The 17991-nt window shown below is 65.3% G+C and carries 17 protein-coding genes; 8 read left to right on the top strand and 9 right to left on the bottom strand.

The window, feature by feature from the left end; genetic code table 11:
* Positions 1 to 75: 75 nt before the first annotated feature.
* The 3 genes from mftR to SLQ30_RS07580 all read left to right on the top strand — a co-directional run bounded on the left by mftR (position 76) and on the right by SLQ30_RS07580 (position 2589).
* Positions 76 to 669, top strand: a complete 594-nt coding sequence (gene mftR, locus SLQ30_RS07590) for a mycofactocin system transcriptional regulator (protein ID WP_319445657.1) — start codon at positions 76 to 78, stop codon at positions 667 to 669.
* Positions 670 to 778: 109 nt separating this feature from the next.
* Positions 779 to 1297 carry a sigma-70 family RNA polymerase sigma factor gene (locus SLQ30_RS07585; RefSeq protein WP_319445656.1) on the top strand — a complete coding sequence of 173 codons (519 nt, stop codon included), beginning with the start codon at positions 779 to 781 and terminating at the stop codon, positions 1295 to 1297.
* Complete coding sequence (locus SLQ30_RS07580) at positions 1294 to 2589, top strand: VOC family protein (protein WP_319445655.1); 1296 nt, start codon at positions 1294 to 1296, stop codon at positions 2587 to 2589. Before SLQ30_RS07585 ends, SLQ30_RS07580 begins: the two co-directional genes overlap by 4 nt.
* A gap of 59 nt (positions 2590 to 2648) precedes the next feature.
* Here the strand turns inward: SLQ30_RS07580 and SLQ30_RS07575 are convergent, their stop codons facing one another.
* Together SLQ30_RS07575 and SLQ30_RS07570 are read right to left on the bottom strand one after the other, a co-directional pair.
* The gene (locus tag SLQ30_RS07575) at positions 2649 to 3836 is read right to left on the bottom strand and encodes an FAD/NAD(P)-binding oxidoreductase (protein ID WP_319445654.1); all 1188 of its coding nucleotides are present in this window, start codon (positions 3834 to 3836) and stop codon (positions 2649 to 2651) included.
* A 59-nt stretch (positions 3837 to 3895) separates the two neighbouring features.
* Positions 3896 to 4342: an Lrp/AsnC family transcriptional regulator gene (locus tag SLQ30_RS07570; RefSeq protein ID WP_319445653.1), complete on the bottom strand. Its 447-nt coding sequence runs from the start codon at positions 4340 to 4342 to the stop codon at positions 3896 to 3898.
* Between the two features lie 124 nt (positions 4343 to 4466).
* On the opposite strand from SLQ30_RS07570, the gene ddaH reads away from it, so the two are divergent.
* From ddaH to SLQ30_RS07545, 5 genes are read left to right on the top strand one after another with little or no spacing between them, the layout of a single operon-like run.
* On the top strand, positions 4467 to 5381 hold the full coding sequence (gene ddaH, locus SLQ30_RS07565; RefSeq protein ID WP_413467956.1) for a dimethylargininase: 915 nt from the start codon (positions 4467 to 4469) through the stop codon (positions 5379 to 5381).
* Complete coding sequence (rocD, locus tag SLQ30_RS07560; protein ID WP_319445652.1) at positions 5378 to 6619, top strand: ornithine--oxo-acid transaminase; 1242 nt, start codon at positions 5378 to 5380, stop codon at positions 6617 to 6619. The genes ddaH and rocD overlap by 4 nt, the downstream gene beginning before the upstream one ends.
* A gap of 38 nt (positions 6620 to 6657) precedes the next feature.
* Complete coding sequence (locus SLQ30_RS07555; RefSeq protein ID WP_319445651.1) at positions 6658 to 8172, top strand: amino acid permease; 1515 nt, start codon at positions 6658 to 6660, stop codon at positions 8170 to 8172.
* Positions 8169 to 9050 carry a universal stress protein gene (locus SLQ30_RS07550; RefSeq protein ID WP_319445650.1) on the top strand — a complete coding sequence of 294 codons (882 nt, stop codon included), beginning with the start codon at positions 8169 to 8171 and terminating at the stop codon, positions 9048 to 9050. Before SLQ30_RS07555 ends, SLQ30_RS07550 begins: the two co-directional genes overlap by 4 nt.
* 4 nt (positions 9051 to 9054) lie before the next feature.
* The gene (locus SLQ30_RS07545; RefSeq protein WP_319445649.1) at positions 9055 to 9483 is read left to right on the top strand and encodes an ester cyclase; all 429 of its coding nucleotides are present in this window, start codon (positions 9055 to 9057) and stop codon (positions 9481 to 9483) included.
* 40 nt (positions 9484 to 9523) lie between these two features.
* Here the strand turns inward: SLQ30_RS07545 and SLQ30_RS07540 are convergent, their stop codons facing one another.
* From SLQ30_RS07540 to fusA, 7 genes are all read right to left on the bottom strand, one after another.
* A complete protein-coding gene (locus tag SLQ30_RS07540) occupies positions 9524 to 10231 on the bottom strand; it encodes a dienelactone hydrolase family protein (protein WP_319445648.1) in 708 nt (235 codons plus the stop codon).
* A 61-nt stretch (positions 10232 to 10292) separates the two neighbouring features.
* Positions 10293 to 11147 carry a mycofactocin-coupled SDR family oxidoreductase gene (locus SLQ30_RS07535; protein ID WP_319445647.1) on the bottom strand — a complete coding sequence of 285 codons (855 nt, stop codon included), beginning with the start codon at positions 11145 to 11147 and terminating at the stop codon, positions 10293 to 10295.
* A gap of 81 nt (positions 11148 to 11228) precedes the next feature.
* On the bottom strand, positions 11229 to 12485 hold the full coding sequence (locus SLQ30_RS07530) for an arginine deiminase (protein WP_319445646.1): 1257 nt from the start codon (positions 12483 to 12485) through the stop codon (positions 11229 to 11231).
* A 116-nt stretch (positions 12486 to 12601) separates the two neighbouring features.
* Positions 12602 to 13447, bottom strand: a complete 846-nt coding sequence (locus SLQ30_RS07525; RefSeq protein WP_319445645.1) for an SHOCT domain-containing protein — start codon at positions 13445 to 13447, stop codon at positions 12602 to 12604.
* Between the two features lie 42 nt (positions 13448 to 13489).
* Positions 13490 to 14407 (bottom strand): PP2C family protein-serine/threonine phosphatase, encoded by a 918-nt coding sequence (locus tag SLQ30_RS07520; RefSeq protein ID WP_319445644.1) that lies wholly within the window; start codon positions 14405 to 14407, stop codon positions 13490 to 13492.
* 154 nt (positions 14408 to 14561) lie between these two features.
* Positions 14562 to 15752 carry an elongation factor Tu gene (tuf, locus tag SLQ30_RS07515; protein ID WP_319445643.1) on the bottom strand — a complete coding sequence of 397 codons (1191 nt, stop codon included), beginning with the start codon at positions 15750 to 15752 and terminating at the stop codon, positions 14562 to 14564.
* Positions 15753 to 15842: 90 nt separating this feature from the next.
* Entirely contained in the window at positions 15843 to 17945 is a 2103-nt protein-coding gene (fusA, locus tag SLQ30_RS07510) for an elongation factor G (protein ID WP_319445642.1), read from the bottom strand.
* Positions 17946 to 17991: the final 46 nt, after the last annotated feature.

Below are 17991 nucleotides of genomic sequence, written 5' to 3'. Positions count from 1 at the left end.
GGTCGTGGGTCTCGACAAATGTGACCGAGGTCGCAAGAATATGGCATCGAGTGCCGAAATGGAAGAGGGAGTCTGATGCGCCGTGAAGCCGCCCGGCTGGGACGACGGCCCTCTACTACCCAGGACCACATCACGGCCGTCGCGCTCGACCTCTTCGCCAGCCGTGGGTTCGACGACGTCAGCGTCGACGACGTCGCGCGGGCCGCAGGCATCGCCAGGCGAACGCTGTTCCGGTACTACTCGTCGAAGAACGCGATTCCGTGGGGCGACTTCGACGCGCATCTCGATCACATGCGGGAACTGCTCGACGCGCTGCCGCCCGACGTGCCGGTCGGGACCGCTTTGCGCTCAGCACTGTTGTCGTTCAACAGCTTCGACGAGGCCGAGACGGCGCGGCATCGCCAGCGCATGCGGCTGATCCTCGAAACGGCCGCCCTTCAGGCGCACTCGATGACGATGTACGCGGGTTGGCGCGCCGTCGTCGCCGCGTTCGTCGCGCGCCGAATCGGCGTCAAGGACGCCGACCTCGTGCCACAGACCACCGCATGGACCATGTTGGGCGTCGCGCTCTCCGCCTACGAGTACTGGCTGGCCGACCCGTCCGTCTCCTTGTCACGCGCACTCGGCGACGCGTTCGACACCGCCAGCGCCGGCCTGTCCGGCCTCTAACCCCGCTCCCCTGCAATCTCGGCGTGCTCGGTTGCGGTCCGCGCAACTCTCCGCGCCGAAATCGCGAAAGGGGTGTCGGAGTTTGGGCCGCGATGGCGACGATAGGGGTGTGAGCGCCACACCGGACTCCCCCAGCGCGCTGTTGGAGTTGTACGACGAAGCGCTGCCGACGGTCTACGGGTACTTCGTGCGGCGGTGCGCCGATCGCGGGACGGCCGAGGACCTGACCTCGGAAACCTTTCTGGCGGCAATGGATGCCGCGCGGAGGGAATCACCGCCACCGTTGACGGTGCCCTGGCTGATCGGCGTGGCGCGTCACAAGCTGGCCGACCACTACCGGCGGCGAACCGACCGGTTCAACATCCCGGTGGCCGAACTCCCAGAGCCGGTGGACCCATCCGACGACTGGGACGCAGAACTCGACCGCATCGTCGCCGAGAGCGTGCTGGCGCGGTTGCCCGAACACCACCGCACGGTGCTGTGCCTGCGCTACCTGGACGACTGCACCGTGGGTGAGTGCGCCGAGTTGATCGGCCGGACCGTGCACGCCACCGAAGCGCTACTGGTGCGTGCCCGGCGCGCTTTCAAGAAGGAATACCCGGGACCGGAAGGAGGAGGTACGTCATGACACCGCACAACAGTCACGACCCGTTGAGCGCGCTGCACGGCGGCGATCTTCCGGTAGCCCCGGATCCCGAGTTCGCGGCACAGCTGCGCGCGCGGCTGGAATCCGCGCTCGCCCTACCCAATCGAACCGAAGGAGTCGACATGAGTGGCACCGATACCGCCATCGCCGAACTGAACCAACCCACCGCGACGACCATCGTGGCAGCCCAGCCGCGCGCCGCGGCCATCCCGTATCTGGCGGTCACCCCCGCCGTCGATGCCGTCGCCTGGTACGTCGAGGCGCTCGGCGCCGTGGTCGTCGGCGAACCGATCGTCATGGACGACGGCCGCATCGGACACGCCGAATTGGCCCTCGCAGGCGGCGTACTCTATCTGGCCGACGCGTTTCCCGAGATCGGACTGAAAGCACCTGCTCCACAGTCTGTTTCGGTGAGCTTGATGCTGTCCGTCGCAAACACCGACGCAGCATTGGAACGGGCCAGGGCTGCAGGCGCAGACGTGCAGCGCGAGGCCTACGAGAACTATGGTTCCCGGAGTGCGGCCATCATCGACCCCTTCGGCCACCGCTGGATGCTGAGCGGGCCGACGACCGGTGCTCCTACGCCAATCCAGCATGGCGACGTGGGCTACGTGTCGGTGTGGACGCCGGATGCCGACCGCGCGGCCGCGTTCTACGGCCACGTGCTCGGATGGACGTACGAGGCGTCAAGCCACCAGGTCACCAACAGCAGTCAGCACATCGGGCTGTTCTCGGTGCCCGGCCCGCCGACGCTGTTCTGCTGCTACGCCGTCACCGACCTGGCAGGCGCGCGGCAGTCGATCATCGACGGCGGCGGCACGGCAGGCGAGCCCACCGAGGAAGACTTCGGCACCGTGCTCGAAGCCACCGATTACTCCGGCGCAGCGTTTGCGGTGTATCAGCCGAACCCCGGCGATCCCCGGCCAGAACTCAACGGCGCAGGGCCAGGCGATCTTTCGTACCTGACCCACGAAGTCGCGGACTCATCGGCGTTTCGGGCGTTCTACAGCAGGATGCTGTTCTGGACGTATGAGCCCGGCCGGGTGGACGACGGCTGGGGCATCGAGGGGTCGCACCCGATGGCCGGGGTTGCCGGCGGCAGCGCGAAGAACGTGGCGGTTCCGATGTGGACGGTGGCCGACATCGACACTGCGGTCGCGCGTGTGCGCGAAGCGGGGGGCACCGTCATCGACGAGCCGACGCAGCAGTCCTATGGCCGCTCCGCGTTGTGCACCGACGACCAGGGCAGCCGCTTCTACCTCGGCGAGCACTAGCCCCCCTGCGATTTCGGCGTGCGCGGATGCGCCCCGCGCATCCCGTCACGCCGAAATCGCTACGAGGAGGGAGCGGGGAGCACGTCGGCGATCGGGGCCCCGTTGGCGATCTTGTTACGGGCCTTCATCACCTTGCCCGGCATGCCACCGCCGACCACACCGACAACTACGCCGTCACGCTCGTAGTACGCGAGGAACTTGCGGCCGTCGTCCTCGACGACGTGCACGATGTCGTCGGCCTCAGGCTCGCCGAGGCACTGGATCTTGATGTCGTACTGGTCGCTCCAGAAGTACGGCACCGTCACGGTCGACGTCGACTCCGCTCCGAGCAGTGCGGGCACGATAACCCTGGCCTGCTCCGCGACATTGCTCCAATGTTCAACGCGCACTTGATGTCCCGAGACATCCTGCCAGGACGCCACGTCACCGATCGCCCACACCTTGGGGGCTGACGTACGGCCAGCCGCATCGCAGACGACGCCGTTGTCCACGGCCACGCCACTGCCGTCCAGCCAGTCCGTCGACGGTCGCGAGCCGATGCCGACGACGACCAGGTCGGCGTCCAACTCCGTGCCGTCCGACAGCACGACCTTCTCGACGTGCTCGGTGCCGGTGACGCTGGACACCCCGATGCCGCAGCGCACGTCGACGCCCTCCGCGCGGTGCAGCCTGGCCACCAGTTCGCCGATCTGCTCGCCGAGCACCGATGCCAGCGGGGTGGGCTGCGGCTCGACCAAGGTCACGGCGACCCCGAGCGCGCGCAGGCTGGCGGCCACCTCGCAGCCGATGAAGCCCGCCCCGATGATGACCGCGCGTGACGCCGACCCGGCGTGCTTGCGCATGGCCATGCTCTCATCGAAGGTCCGCAGCGCACGGATGCCCTCGATGTCCGGCAGCGACGGAATCCGCTTGGGCACCAACCCCGTTGCGATGACGAGCTCGTCGTAGCCGATGACCTCGCCGCCTGCCAGCGTCACCGTCTGCGCCGCGGTGTCGAGGTTCGTCGCACCCGCGCCCAGGTGCACCGTGATGTTCTGTTCGGCGTAGAACTCGGCGGGCTTCAGCGCAACGTCGTCGTTCTCGGCGCGCAGCACGTCCTTGGACAACGGCGGCCGGTCATACGGCAGGTGGGCCTCGTCGCTGATAATCGTGATCGCGCCCGCGTACTCGGCCCGGCGCAGCTGTTCGGCCGTACGAACCGCTGCCAGTCCGCCGCCGACGATGACGATGCCCCCACTAGTAGTCACTTGGGTGTTCTACACGATGGACCCAGTGAAATGTTCAGCACCCCGACCCAAGTGCGAGGTCAGGAGCGGGTGCGCTCGATGATGTTTGACAGCACGACGATGCTCTCGCTGCGTTCGATGTCGGCGCTGGCCCGGATGCGCTCGAGCGCCACCTCGAGGTGCTGCATGTCCCGCGCCAGCACGTGCAGGATGGCGTCCGAGGTGCCCGTCACCGTGGCGGCGCTGACGACCTCGGGGATGTCGACCCAGGCGCGTCTCAGATCGGCGGGCGCAATGGTGCCGTGGCAGTAGACCTGCACGTAAGCCTCGGTGTTCCAACCGATTGCGTTGCGGTCCACGACGGTGGTGAAACCGCGGATGACGCCGTTGTCGAGCATCCGGTCGACCCGCCTTTTGACCGCAGGCGCGGACAGATTCACCCGCTCCCCGATCTCGGCGAATGTCGCCCTCGCGTGGTCGACCAACTCGGCCAGAATTCGCTCGTCGGTCTCGTCCAGACGGTCCACGTGCCACCAACTCCCACTTCACGCAACAAAACACCGCAATTGTAACTCTGACACAACGGATCGTGGCCAAACACGCAACGAGAGGTGATTGATTGCGTAGACGATGGTCCATATCGTTGATTTCATGACGATTTCAGATATCGCCGCGCCCGCGGCACCGGCCACCCCGGAATTTGATGTCGCCGCAACGGCGTGCGGAGGGCAGGAGCGCAGCGACCGGGGCATGGTGTGCGGATCTCGTTCAGCCCGACTCCGCCGCTACGCGATGACGCCCCCGGCGCACTTCGCGGTCGAGTACGCGATCAACCCATGGATGGACACCTCGACGCCGGTCGACCCCCGCGTCGCCGTGCGTCAGTGGGAGCACCTACTGGACGTCTACCGGTCCCTTGGCCACACCGTCGAACTCGTCGAGCCCGTCGCCGGACTGCCCGACATGGTCTACGCCGCCAACGGTGGACTGATCGTGGACGGCAAGGCCGTCGTCGCCCGGTTCGCCTATCCGCAACGGGCGGACGAGGCAGTCGCCTACGCGCAGTGGATGACCGACCACGGGTTCGAGACGCTATACACCAAACACGTCAACGAAGGTCAGGGCGACCTCCTCGTCGTCGGATCAACGGTGTTGGCCGGCTACGGATTTCGAACCGACCCCAGTGCACACGACGAAGTGGCCCGGCTCATCGGGCGGCCAGTGATCAGCCTGGAGTTGGTCGATCCGCGGTTCTATCACCTCGACACCGCGTTGGCAGTGCTCGACGACACCACCATCGCCTACTACCCGCCTGCGTTCAGCGCCGCTGCGCGCGCCCGGTTGCAGGAGCTGTTCCCCGACGCCATCGAGGTGGCCACCGCCGACGCGTACGTACTCGGGCTCAATGCCGTATCCGACGGGCTGCACGTCGTCCTCCCCGCCGCGGCCACCGGCTTCGCCAAACAATTGGCCGACGCCGGATTCGAGCCCATCGGCGTAGACCTGTCCGAGCTGCTGAAAGGCGGCGGATCCGTCAAATGCTGCACTTTGGAGGTGTATCCGTGACCATCCTGGATAGCGTGACGACGCAAGGGCACCATCTCACCGAGGCTGCGATCGCCGTCGACGAGCAGTACGCAGCACACAACTATTCGCCGTTGCCGATCGTCGCGGAGTCGGCGGAGGGCGTGTGGATCACCGACGTCGAGGGACACCGGTACCTCGACTGCCTTGCCGCCTATTCCGCGGTCAACTTCGGACACCGCAATCCAGAGGTCACCGCCACCGCCCACGCCCAGCTCGACGCAGTCACCCTAGTCAGCAGGGCGTTCCACTCCGACCGGCTTGGTCCGTTCTGCGCCGCGCTTGCCGAGTTGTGCGACAAGGACATGGTGCTGCCGATGAACAGCGGCGCGGAGGCCGTCGAGAGCGGCATCAAGGTAGCCCGCAAGTGGGGCACCGACGTCAAGGGCGTGCCGCCGGGCCAGGCCAATATCATTGTGGCGGAGAACAACTTTCACGGTCGCACCATCAGCATCGTGTCGTTCTCGAGCGACGAGTCCGCCAGGGGCGGCTTCGGGCCGTTCACACCCGGCTTCCGCGCGGTGCCGTTCGGTGACGCCGACGCTGTGGCGAACGCCATCGACGACAACACCGTCGCCGTGCTGTTGGAACCCATCCAGGGCGAGGCGGGCATCATCGTGCCGCCCGACGACTTCCTGCCGAGGGTGCGCGCGCTGTGCACCGAGCGCAATGTGCTGATGATCGCCGACGAGATCCAGGCCGGCCTTGCTCGCACCGGACGCACATTCGCGTGTGATCACTGGGGCGTGATCCCCGACATCTATCTGCTCGGCAAGGCGCTCGGCGGCGGCATCGTGCCACTGTCGGCCGTGGTGGCCAACCGCGACGTCCTCGGCGTGCTGCACCCCGGCGAGCACGGCTCTACGTTCGGCGGCAATCCACTGGCGGCGGCGATCGGCACCACCGTGGTCGCAATGCTCGCGCGTGGCGAATTTCAGTTGCGCTCGGAACGACTCGGCGCGCACCTGCACCGGCGGCTGCAAGACCTCATCGGCCACGGCGTGCTCGCGGTCCGAGGCCTCGGACTGTGGGCCGGGGTGGACATCGATCCCGCTTGCGGCACAGGGAAACACGTCAGCAAGTTGCTCGCCGAACGCGGCGTGCTGGTGAAGGACACGCACGGGTCGACGCTTCGTTTTGCGCCTCCGCTCGTCATCACCGAGGCGGAGATCGACTGGGCGGTCGACCGTTTCGCTGCCGTCTTGACTGATGCACGCTAAATTCGACTGACCTGAGACCGAATGCACTGGGAGGCCCCATGACAACGCCGACTATCCCACTGAGTGAGCAGATGCTCAGGCGTCGCCCCGTCATCGGAGCATCGGTCGCGCACGGCGCCTCCGACCACCTCAAACGCACGATCGGCGTCTTCCAGCTGACGATGTTCGGCGTCGGAGCCACAGTCGGTACCGGTATCTTCTTCGTCCTGCAGGACGCAGTGCCGATCGCCGGCCCCTCGGTGGTCGTCTCGTTCATCGTCGCAGGCATCGCCGCGGGCCTCGCAGCCATCTGTTACGCCGAGATGGCGTCGGCCGTGCCGGTTTCCGGATCGACCTACTCCTACGCGTACACCACTCTTGGCGAGTTCGTCGCCATGGGGGTGGCGGCGTGCTTACTGCTCGAGTACGGCGTTTCCACCGCCGCCGTGGCAGTGGGGTGGAGCCAATACCTGAACAAGTTGTTCGCGAACCTCTTCAACGGCTGGCAGTTGCCCGACCAGATCATCGCAGCGCCGTGGGATGAGGTCGCCGAAGGTCACGTACACGGCTGGCTCAACCTGCCCGCGGTCGTCCTGGTCGTCCTGTGCGCGCTGCTGCTGATCCGCGGTGCCAGCGAATCCGCAGTGGTGAACACCGTCATGGTCTGCATCAAGCTGGGCGTGCTCGGACTGTTCGCGATCATTGCGTTCACCGCATTCAACGCCGACCACTTCGCCAACTTCGCGCCGTTCGGCGTCGCGGCCATCGGTGCGGCGGCCGGAACCATATTCTTCTCATTCATAGGTTTGGACGCGGTGTCCACCGCGGGCGACGAAGTCAAAGATCCGCAGAAAACCATGCCGCGGGCCATCATTGCGGCGCTGCTGATCGTGACCAGCGTCTACGTCCTAGTGGCCATCGCCGCGATCGGCGCCCAGAAGTGGGAAATGTTCGACGGTCAGGCGGCCGGACTCGCTCAGATCCTCGACGACGTCACGGGGTCCACCGGGTGGAGCACGGTGCTCGCTGCGGGCGCCGTCATTTCGATCTTCTCGGTCACCCTGGTCACGATGTACGGCCAGACCCGCATTCTGTTCGCCATGGGCCGCGACGGGCTGCTGCCCGCGATGTTCGCCAAGGTGAATCCGAAGAGCATGACGCCGGTGAACAACACCATCATCGTCGCGATCGTGGTGAGTCTGCTGGCCGCCTTCGTCCCGCTGGACAAGTTGATCGACATGGTCTCGATCGGCACGCTCACCGCCTTCATCGTGGTGTCGATCGGCGTCATCATTCTTCGGGTGCGCGAACCCGACTTGCCGCGCGGATTCAAGGTGCCGTTCTATCCCGTCACCCCCGTCCTGTCGGTGTTGGCCTGCCTCTACATCTTGCTGAGCCTGCATTGGTACACGTGGATCGCGTTCAGCGCGTGGGTGTTGGTCGTCTGGACGTTCTACATGCTCTGGGGCAGGCATCACAGCGCCCTCAACGACGGCGGCGACGGCGTCATCGCATCAGCAGCACCGGGCGTCGACGACGTGCAAATCGTAGCGCCGAAGGACGAGGCGCCATGACAGTCGTCGTCGGATATCTCGTTGGGAAGGCAGGTATTTCGGCCCTGCATCTGGGGGTGGAGGCCGCCCGGACACTCAAGACGTCACTGGCAGTCGTCACCGTCGTCCCCAAACCGTGGACCACACCGTCACCGGCGCGCATCGACGCGGAATACGCCCACTACGCGGATCGACTCGCGGCCGACTCGGCCGCACAGGGCCTCGAATGCATCTCGTCGTTGGACGCCGAGCTAGACGTCAGCTTCCACAAGTACGCCCATCGGTCCGCCTCGGGTGGGCTGCTGGACGCCGCGAAGGAACTCGACGCCGACGCACTGGTACTGGGTTCTTCCGCGGACGGCAGCTTGGGACAGGTGGTGGTGGGATCGACCGCCGACCGGCTGCTGCATTCGTCGCCCGTCCCGCTCGCGATCAGTCCGCGCGGGTACCGGGGATCGAAATCCCATGGCCTGACACGCATCACGTGCGCGTACCCGGGGACACCGGAGTCGTTGCACGTCGTCGAGCGGGTCGCGACGTTCGCAGCCCAGCTGGCGGTTCCACTGCGAGTGATCACCTTCGCCGTCCGCGGCCGCACCATGTACCCGCCCGAGGTGGGCCTGGACGCGGAGACCTCCATCCTGCAGGCCTGGGCCGCGCAATCACGAGAAGCGTTGGCCAAGTTGAAGTCCGACGGCGTGGTGGGCGACGACGTCGAGCTACAGGTCGTCACGGGCAACGGCTGGGACCAGGCGCTGGATGCGGCAGAGTGGGAGGACGGCGAGTTGCTCGCCCTTGGCACCTCACCACAGGGCGCCGTCGCGCGAGTGTTCCTTGGCTCCAAGGGCACCAAGATCATCCGACACAGTCCGGTGCCGGTACTGGTGCTCCCGAACTAGCCAGATGACGGACTCACCCGATGATGAAGCGATCAAGGCGGTAGTCCGCCGCAACACCGAACTGGTGCAGGGCCAAGGCGATTTCGCGCTCTTCGACGAGCTGTTCGTCGACGACTTCGTCGACCACACGCCTCAACCAGGCACCACAGCCGACAAGGAAGGCGTTCGCGTCCTCTACCACCGGTTGCGCGATGCGTTTCCCGACTTCCGACCCGAGATCCATTGGCAAACCGTCGACGGCGGCATCGTTACCACGTACAAGACCTACCACGGCACGCACCTTGGCGAATTCCTCGGTATCGCCCCGACTGGCAAGACCATTCAATTCGAGACCGTCGACGCCATGCGAGTCCGCGACGGAAAGATCACCGACCACTGGGGCGTCGCCAACCTGTACTCGGTCCTACAACAACTGGGGCAGCTACCCACCTGACCCGAAGGCGTCAGGATCGGGTGTCGACGGCCGAGCGGTGCTAGCCGAACGTCTCGGCCAAGAAGTCGACGAGGCTCGCCCAGGCCCGCCGCGCTGTCGGCTCGTCGTACTGAATGCCGCGCTCTGGCGCGTTGGCGAACGTCGCCATGAACGCGTGCATCGCGTGCCCATACGCGTGCAGCTGCCAGTCGGCCGCGCGCTCCGTGAGCTCGGTGGCCAAGGCCACGACGTCACCAGCCGGCGCGAACGGATCTTCCCAGCCGTGGAAGACGCTGATCCTGGTGGAGATCGGCGTCGTCGGCGGCTGCGGCAATGGCGTCAGCAGGCCGTGGAAACTGGCGACGGCCGCCAGCTGCGTACCGTGCCTGGCTAGGTCGAGCATGCAGAGCCCGCCGAAGCAGAACCCGATGGCGGCCATCGCGTCCGGCCGCACCGTCGGCAGCGCTGTCATGATGTCCACTACGCCAATGAGTCTGTCCCGCAAGGCATCCCGGTCCGCCATGAACGCCGCCATCGCGGCAGCACACGCCTCGGGACCACCGCGCGTGACGGCCCTTCCGAACAGGTCGACGGCCACCGCCCGGTAGCCCAGCGCCGCAAGCTGGTAGCAGAACTCGACCTGAGCGTCGCTTCGACCCTCCATACCGTGGAACACGAGCACCGTCGGCACGTGCGCGTGTTCGCCGGAGACGATCACGCCTTCGAAGTCGATGCCGCCGTATGCGTAGTCGAACGGAACCGTGGTCATCCCGTGAACCTACCGATGGGACAAGCGTTCGCGGAACGCCGTTCGCTCTGCGCTTAGCGGATCAGTACTTCGCAGTCCCGCGATCGACGGCGATCTGCGAGCCCGAGATCGTCGCGGACCCGTCACCGGCGAGCCAGAGCACGACGTCGGTAACCTCTTCGGGCGTCATGAATTCCTTGAGGCCCTTCTTGCCGTCGTGATTGACAGGCTGGTACGGCATCGGCTTGAAGCTGTGCAGAAACGCCGGATACTTACTGAAGATCTCCATCATGGCGTCGGGTTCGACCATCGGGGTGTCGATCGAGTACGGGTGAATCGAGTTGACCCGAATTCCGAACTCGCCCACCTCGATCGCCAACGCATTGGTGATGGCGACCAGGCCGTGCTTCGACGCCGAGTAATGCCCGTTGCCGGGGGTGGCCTTCGTGCCTGCCGACGAGCTCACGATGATGATCGAACCGCCGTTGCCCGCCTCGATCATCGCGGGCACGGCCGCCCGGATGGTGCGCCACGTCCCGTTCAGGTTGACGTCGATGACGCTGTCCCACTGCTCTTCTGACATCTCGAACATCCGGCCCCAGCTGAGGATGCCGGCGTTGGCCACCACGATGTCGAGCCGGCCGAACTGTTCGATGCCGTCGGCCACCACCTGCTGCTGGGCGGCGAGATCTCGGATGTCGACCTCGCGGGCGAGCACCTTACGTCCGGTCGACTCGATCGCGCGCACGGTGTCGGCGAGTTCCTCCGACGTGGCGGCCGGATAGGTGACGGTGTCGGAGATGGGTCCGCAGATGTCGATGGCGATGATGTCGGCGCCCTCGGAAGCCAGTCGCACGGCGTGGGCGCGACCTTGGCCGCGTGCGGCGCCGGTGACGAATGCCACCCGTCCCTCGAGGGTTCCGTTGCCTGCCGCCATTGCCCGTCCTTTCGTCTGCCCGCGCTCAGGCTAGCAGCCGAATTGGAACGTGTTCTAGAAACCCCTCCTGCGCCGAAGGGGCTAGTAGTCGACCGCGTCTCGGACGATCGGGCACGTCATGCAGTGGCCGCCACCGCGGCCGCGCCCCAGCTCCGCACCGACGATGGTGATGACCTCGATGCCCGCCTTGCGCAGCAGCGAATTGGTGTGGGTGTTGCGGTCATACGCGAAGACCACTCCTGGCTCGACGGCGACCAGGTTGTTTCCGCTGTCCCACTGTTGCCGCTCCGAGTCGTACTTCGTTCCGCCGGTTTCGACGACGCGCAGCGCGCCGAGGCCCAGAGCGTCCGCGACCTCCTCGACGAACGGTTTGTTCACCTCGATCACCTCGACACCGGGCGCGGTGTCGCTCGGCATCAAGGTGAACGTCTGCATGTTGTCGACGATGTCGGGGTAGATCGTCACCACGTCGCGATCGGCGAAGGTGAACACCGTGTCGAGGTGCATCGCCGCGCGCAGTTTCGGCATGCCTGCGACGATGACCTTCTCGGCGGCACCTTCGGCGAACAACTGTGCCGCCACCTGTGTGATGGCCTGCCGCGAGGTGCGCTCGCTCATCCCGATGATGACGACCCCGTTGCCGGGCACCAGCACGTCGCCGCCCTCGATAGTCGCTAGCCCCCAAGAACTTTCGGGATCGCCCCACCAGACCCTGGAACCGACGAAGTCGGGATGGAACTCGTAGATCGCCTTCATCAACAGCGTCTCGTCATGACGGGCCGGCCAGAACAAGGGGTTCATCGTCAACCCGCCGTAGATCCAGCAGGTGGTATCCCGGGTGTAGAGCGTGTTGGGCAGCGGCGGCATGAGGTACTCCGTCACTCCGGTCGACTCCCTGGCCAATGCGCGGTACCCGGACTTCAGTTCGGCAGGCAGATCGCGGATCGACATGCCGCCGATCAGCAACTCGGCCAGTCGTCGGGGCTGGAGCGAGTCCAGGAAGCCGCGTGTGTCGTCGACCAGCCCCAGCCCCACCTCGTTGGGCACGATCTTGCGGTCGAGCAGCCAAGCCTTCGCAGCGGGATCCGTGATCGTCTCCGACAACACGTTGTGCAGTTCGACGACGTCGACGTCGCGTTCGCGCATCTTGTCGATGAAGTCGAAGTGGTCACGCCGTGCGTTCTGTACCCACAAGACGTCGTCGAACAGCAGGTCGTCGCAGTTGGTTGGCGTCAGCCGCTCATGCGCCAGGCCCGGCGAGCAGACCAGGACCTTGCGCAACGTGCCGACCTCGGAATGCACCCCATAGTCCGCCGAAGGCGGGTTTGATTCCGGCATCGTCGCTCCTCTCGCCCCTCGACACGATCTTTGCGAAAGAAGCGAGCCCTAGGTGGCGAAACCGCCGAACTGGGCGAAAGCGCGTGATGTCGTTCAGAATTCGCCGGCGCTCGGCGTCACAGCTCCCCGAGAATCTGCTGGCGCTTGGCCGTGTACTCCGCGTCGGAGATGGTTCCGGTGGCGCGCAGGGTCTCGAGTTCCTGCAGCCGCTGCGAAACCGATGGAGCAGCCGCTGCGGCCGCGTATGCGGGCTGCCCCGGCGGCGGTGGCGGAGGCGGAGGTGAGTACGCTCCGGCCAGCGGTTGCTGTTGTGCGCCCGCTCGACGAACCACGTCCATCACCTGTTGGCGGACCACCGGATTGGAGCGGATGTCGATGGCCCCGTTCATCGGCACGTTGTTGGCCTTGAGGATCTGCATGATCTCCATCAACGGACCGGCCTGTCCGGACAGATCGTAGGTGCGCCCATCTTCGGCCAGCGAGAACTGGGCAGGCACCAAGCCCGCCACCAAAGCGCTTCGCTGCCAGTCGATTTGGAACTTGTTGGTCGCCGGATCCACCAGCACCACCAACTTCCGCGAGGAGATCACCGGCATCTTCGTCACCGACGCTCGGACGGAGTCCTGCACGTCGAAGTTCACTCCCGGCCCCTGGATGCGGAGGTCCAGCCTGATGACGGGCTCCTCGTTGACGCGCATGCCGGTTTCGGCCATCCCCATCACGTTGGCCAGCGCCAACACCCCGGTCGCCTCGAGCTGTTGGGTGGTCGCGGCGGACTTGGCGCTGAAGTTCGCCCAGGCCAATGCGATCACCACGTCAAGCACGGTTATCGCGGCACCGATGTAAAGAAACATCTGGCCGACGACGGGCACGCCTGCGAGCCCGACGGCTAAGAAGATGGGGCCGACGATGCCGCCGAACAACAGCACCAACGCCTGGCACTTCAGGTAGCGCATCAACATCTGCCCAGTCCCCCGCTTGGTCGCAACGAATCGAACGTCAGACTAACGCCAACGCCTGAAAATTGAGCCGGTTGTCGTGCTCTGGGGCCGCGGTTGCGGCATTGGCTGCCAGGACGGACCCGGCGGTTGCTGAGGCGCACCGGCCACCGGTCGCGCGCCTGGCGGTCCGACCGATGGGGGCGGAGTTCGGGGCCACGATGCAAGGGCTTCGATCTCGGCGGGTTCGGTGTCTGGCGAGGAGAGGTCGGGGATGTCGACGATGACGAAGGAGAAGTTGTCCTCCGCCCCGTTTGCGCGAGTGCTCTTGATGATGTTGGCCGCACAATCGGCGAGGTCGACGGGCGCGACGGCAGCCCTGAGCTCCGCCTCGCTGAGCATGCCGCTGACACCGTCGGAACACATCAGATACGTACCGGGCTGCAGTGGCAACGTCGTGACGTGCGTCTGCACCGGGCCCGGCTGACCGAGCGATTGCGTGATGACGTTCGTGGGATGGCCGTTGACGTCGTACACGGAGTCGTCGTGCGAAAGCTGTTGCGGCTGACCACCCGTGATCGAGTAGACGCGGCTGTCACCGACGTTGAAGGCGATGATCCCGTCAGCGACGAGGCACAGTCCCGCGATGGTGGTGCCCAGCCCTTCGAGCCCGGTCTCGACTCCGGCGCCGCGCACCTGATCGTTGGCGTAGGCAACAGACGTCGCCACGTCCTGGACCGTGCGCCATTGGACTGACTGTTCAGCGAGCACCGTCAGGGCCAACTTGCTGGCGATGTTGCCGCCGGCGTGACCGCCCATCCCGTCGGCGACCACACATACGAACGGCGCCGTCGGCGCGAAATCCATTGTGGCGAGCAGACCGTCGTGTGACTGGGACAGCCAGCCCGCGACCAGGACGGCGTCCTCGTTTCGCTTCCGACGCAACCCGACGTCGGTGAAGGCCAGCACTCTGAGCCGATTCACCACGACACCTCCTGTAAGTGCACTCCATCCTTCCGCACTACCAACACCATTCGGAGCACTTCTCTGCGCGCGCCGTTGGCCGGAGTCACGTCGACAGACGAAAGCGGCGCCCACCCTTCGAGGGTGAGCGCCGCTTTGCGACTATTGCGTCAGATCACTTGATGATCTTGGTAACGCGGCCTGCGCCGACGGTCTTGCCGCCCTCGCGGATCGCGAACCGCAGACCGTCGTCCATCGCGACGGGCTGGATCAGCTTGACCGTGATGTCGACGTTGTCGCCGGGCATCACCATGTCGGTGCCATCCGGCAGCGTCACGACGCCGGTCACGTCCGTGGTCCGGAAGTAGAACTGCGGGCGGTAGTTCGTGAAGAACGGCTTGTGACGGCCGCCCTCTTCCTTGGACAGGATGTAGACGCTGCCCTCGAAATCGGTATGCGGCGTGGTGGTGCCGGGCTTCACGACGACCTGGCCGCGCTCGACGTCCTCACGCTTGACACCGCGGATCAGCAGACCGACGTTGTCACCCGCCTGGCCCTCGTCGAGCAGCTTGCGGAACATCTCGACACCGGTGACGGTGGTCTTGGTGACGGTCGGACGGATGCCGACGATCTCGACTTCCTCGTTCACCTTGACGATGCCACGCTCGACACGACCGGTGACCACGGTGCCGCGGCCGGTGATCGTGAAGACGTCCTCGACGGGCATGAGGAACGGCTTCTCGGTCTCGCGAACCGGATCCGGGATCGACTCGTCGACGGCGTCCATCAGATCCTCGACGGACTTGACCCACTTCGGGTCACCCTCGAGGGCCTTGAGCGCGGAGACCTGGATGACGGGGGCGTCCTCGTCGAACTCCTGGGCCGCCAGCAGTTCGCGGACCTCGAGCTCGACGAGCTCAAGGAGCTCCTCGTCCTCAACCGCATCCGACTTGTTCAGCGCGACCAGGATGTACGGCACGCCGACCTGACGGGCGAGCAGCACGTGCTCACGCGTCTGCGGCATCGGGCCGTCGGTGGCGGCGACCACGAGGATGGCGCCGTCCATCTGAGCCGCACCGGTGATCATGTTCTTGATGTAGTCGGCGTGGCCGGGAGCGTCGACGTGCGCGTAGTGCCGCTTCTCGGTCTGGTACTCGACGTGCGAGATGTTGATCGTGATGCCGCGCTCACGCTCTTCGGGAGCGTTGTCGATCTGGTCGAATGCGCGCGACTCATTCAGGGTGGGGTACTTGTCGTGCAGAACCTTGGTGATTGCCGCCGTCAGCGTCGTCTTGCCGTGGTCAACGTGACCGATGGTCCCGATGTTCACGTGCGGCTTGGTCCGCTCGAACTTCTCCTTCGCCACTTCGATGTCCTCCTGGACTTGTTGTTGCTTCTTCTAAAGCAGTGTTGATGTTTACAGTTGGGTGGTCCCGCCAGTGCGACAGGTCCGGATTTACTGACCCGTCGCCTTCGCGATGATCTCCTTCGACACGTTCGCCGGGACTTCGGCATACGAATCAAACACCATGGAGTAGTTCGCCCGGCCCTGGGTCCGCGACCGAAGGTCGCCGACGTAGCCGAACATCTCCGACAGTGGCACCTGCGCCTTGACGATGCGCGCACCGCTGCGCTCCTCCATGGCCTGAATCTGACCACGGCGGGAGTTCAGGTCACCGATCACATCGCCCATGTAATCCTCGGGCGTGGTGACCTCGACGGCCATGATCGGTTCCAGGATGGTCGGCTGTGCTTGCGCCGCAGCCTTCTTCAGCACCTGGGAACCAGCGATCTTGAAGGCCATTTCCGACGAGTCGACGTCGTGGTAGGCCCCGTCAAGCAGGGTGAGCTTGATGTTGACCAACGGATAGCCGGCCAGCACGCCGTACTGCATGGCGTCCTGCGCACCGGCATCCACCGATGGGATGTACTCGCGCGGGATGCGGCCGCCTGAGACCTTGTTCTCGAACTCGTAGGTCGCGCCGTCCTCGCCGGTGAAAGGCTCGATGCTGACGAGCACCTTCGCGAACTGGCCGGAGCCACCGGTCTGCTTCTTGTGGGTGAACTCGACCTTTTCGACCTTGCGCTTGATGGTCTCCTTGTAGGCCACCTGAGGCTTGCCGACGTTGGCCTCGACCTTGAACTCGCGACGCATGCGGTCTACCAGGATGTCGAGGTGAAGCTCGCCCATACCGCCGATGACGGTCTGGCCGGTCTCGTTGTCCTGGTGGACCTTGAACGTCGGATCCTCTTCGGCCAGCTTCTGAATGGCCAGGCTCAGCTTCTCCTGGTCGCTCTTCGTCTTCGGCTCGATGGCGACCTCGATCACGGGATCGGGGAACGTCATCGACTCGAGCACGACCTGCTGCTGCGAATCGCTCAAGGTGTCACCGGTGGTGGTGTCCTTCAGGCCGATGACGGCGTAGATGTGGCCGGCACTGGCCGACTCCACCGGGTTCTCCTTGTTGGAGTGCATCTGGAACAGCTTGCCCAGCCGTTCCTTCTTGCCCTTGGTGGCGTTGATGACCTGTGCGCCGGAGTCGACCTTGCCGGAGTACACCCGGACGTAGGTCAGCTTGCCGAAGAACGGGTGCGTCGCGACCTTGAACGCCAGCGCCGAGAACGGCTCCGTCGTCGAGGGCTTGCGGACGACCAGCTCGTCTTCCTTGCCGGGGACGTGACCCGTGACCGACTCGACGTCCAGCGGCGACGGCAGGTAGTCGATGACCGCGTCGAGCATGGGCTGCACGCCCTTGTTCTTGAACGCGCTGCCACACAGCACCGGGTAGGCCTGCGAGGTGATCGTCAGCTTGCGGATCGCGCCCTTGATCTCGTCGATCGTGAGATCTTCGCCACCGAAGTACTTCTCGAGCAGCGTCTCATCGGTCTCGGCGACGGCCTCGAGCAGCTTGGTGCGGTACTCCGCGGCCTGCTCGGCAAGCTCGGCCGGGATCTCGATGGTCTCGTACGTCTCGCCGAGCTTGGTCTCGCCGCGCCAGACCTTGGCCTTCATCTCGACCAGGTCGACGACGCCCTCGAAGTCACCCTCGGAGCCGATGGGCAGCTGGATCGGCAGCGCGTTGGCGCCGAGCCGCTCGCCGATGGTGCGCACGGTGAAGTAGAAGTCGGCGCCGATCTTGTCCATCTTGTTGACGAAGCAGATGCGGGGCACGTCGTACTTGTCGGCCTGCCGCCAGACCTGCTCGGACTGCGGCTCAACGCCCTCTTTGCCGTCGAACACGGCGACGGCGCCATCGAGCACGCGCAGGCTGCGCTCCACCTCGACGGTGAAGTCGACGTGGCCCGGGGTGTCGATGATGTTGATCTGGTTGCCATCCCAGAAGCAGGTGGTGGCAGCGGAGGTAATGGTGATACCCCGCTCCTGCTCCTGTTCCATCCAGTCCATCGTGGCGGCACCGTCGTGCACCTCACCGATCTTGTAGCTGATACCGGTGTAATAGAGGATGCGCTCGGTCGTCGTCGTCTTGCCGGCGTCGATGTGCGCCATGATGCCGATGTTGCGCACCTTGTTCAGGTCGGTCAGCACGTCCTGTGCCACGGCTAAATTCCCACTCTTTCGCTTGCTTGGTTGCTGTTGTCTTCAT

This window comes from Mycobacterium sp. RTGN4, from assembly GCF_033804635.1.
Classification (GTDB): domain Bacteria; phylum Actinomycetota; class Actinomycetes; order Mycobacteriales; family Mycobacteriaceae; genus Mycobacterium.
The sequence above is the reverse complement of the archived record's forward strand: the minus strand, read 5'-3'. Positions and strand labels throughout refer to the sequence as shown.

What these genes read in the sequence shown, in the direction of transcription:
- SLQ30_RS07550 (WP_319445650.1), top strand. Translation starts at nt 8,169, where the DNA reads ATGACAGTCGTCGTCGGATATCTCGTTGGGAAGGCAGGTATTTCGGCC.
- SLQ30_RS07540 (WP_319445648.1), bottom strand. Translation starts at nt 10,231, where the DNA reads ATGACCACGGTTCCGTTCGACTACGCATACGGCGGCATCGACTTCGAA.
- SLQ30_RS07525 (WP_319445645.1), bottom strand. Translation starts at nt 13,447, where the DNA reads ATGTTGATGCGCTACCTGAAGTGCCAGGCGTTGGTGCTGTTGTTCGGC.
- SLQ30_RS07555 (WP_319445651.1), top strand. Translation starts at nt 6,658, where the DNA reads ATGACAACGCCGACTATCCCACTGAGTGAGCAGATGCTCAGGCGTCGC.
- SLQ30_RS07545 (WP_319445649.1), top strand. Translation starts at nt 9,055, where the DNA reads ATGACGGACTCACCCGATGATGAAGCGATCAAGGCGGTAGTCCGCCGC.
- SLQ30_RS07530 (WP_319445646.1), bottom strand. Translation starts at nt 12,485, where the DNA reads ATGCCGGAATCAAACCCGCCTTCGGCGGACTATGGGGTGCATTCCGAG.
- ddaH (WP_413467956.1), top strand. Translation starts at nt 4,467, where the DNA reads ATGACGATTTCAGATATCGCCGCGCCCGCGGCACCGGCCACCCCGGAA.
- SLQ30_RS07535 (WP_319445647.1), bottom strand. Translation starts at nt 11,147, where the DNA reads ATGGCGGCAGGCAACGGAACCCTCGAGGGACGGGTGGCATTCGTCACC.
- mftR (WP_319445657.1), top strand. Translation starts at nt 76, where the DNA reads ATGCGCCGTGAAGCCGCCCGGCTGGGACGACGGCCCTCTACTACCCAG.
- SLQ30_RS07580 (WP_319445655.1), top strand. Translation starts at nt 1,294, where the DNA reads ATGACACCGCACAACAGTCACGACCCGTTGAGCGCGCTGCACGGCGGC.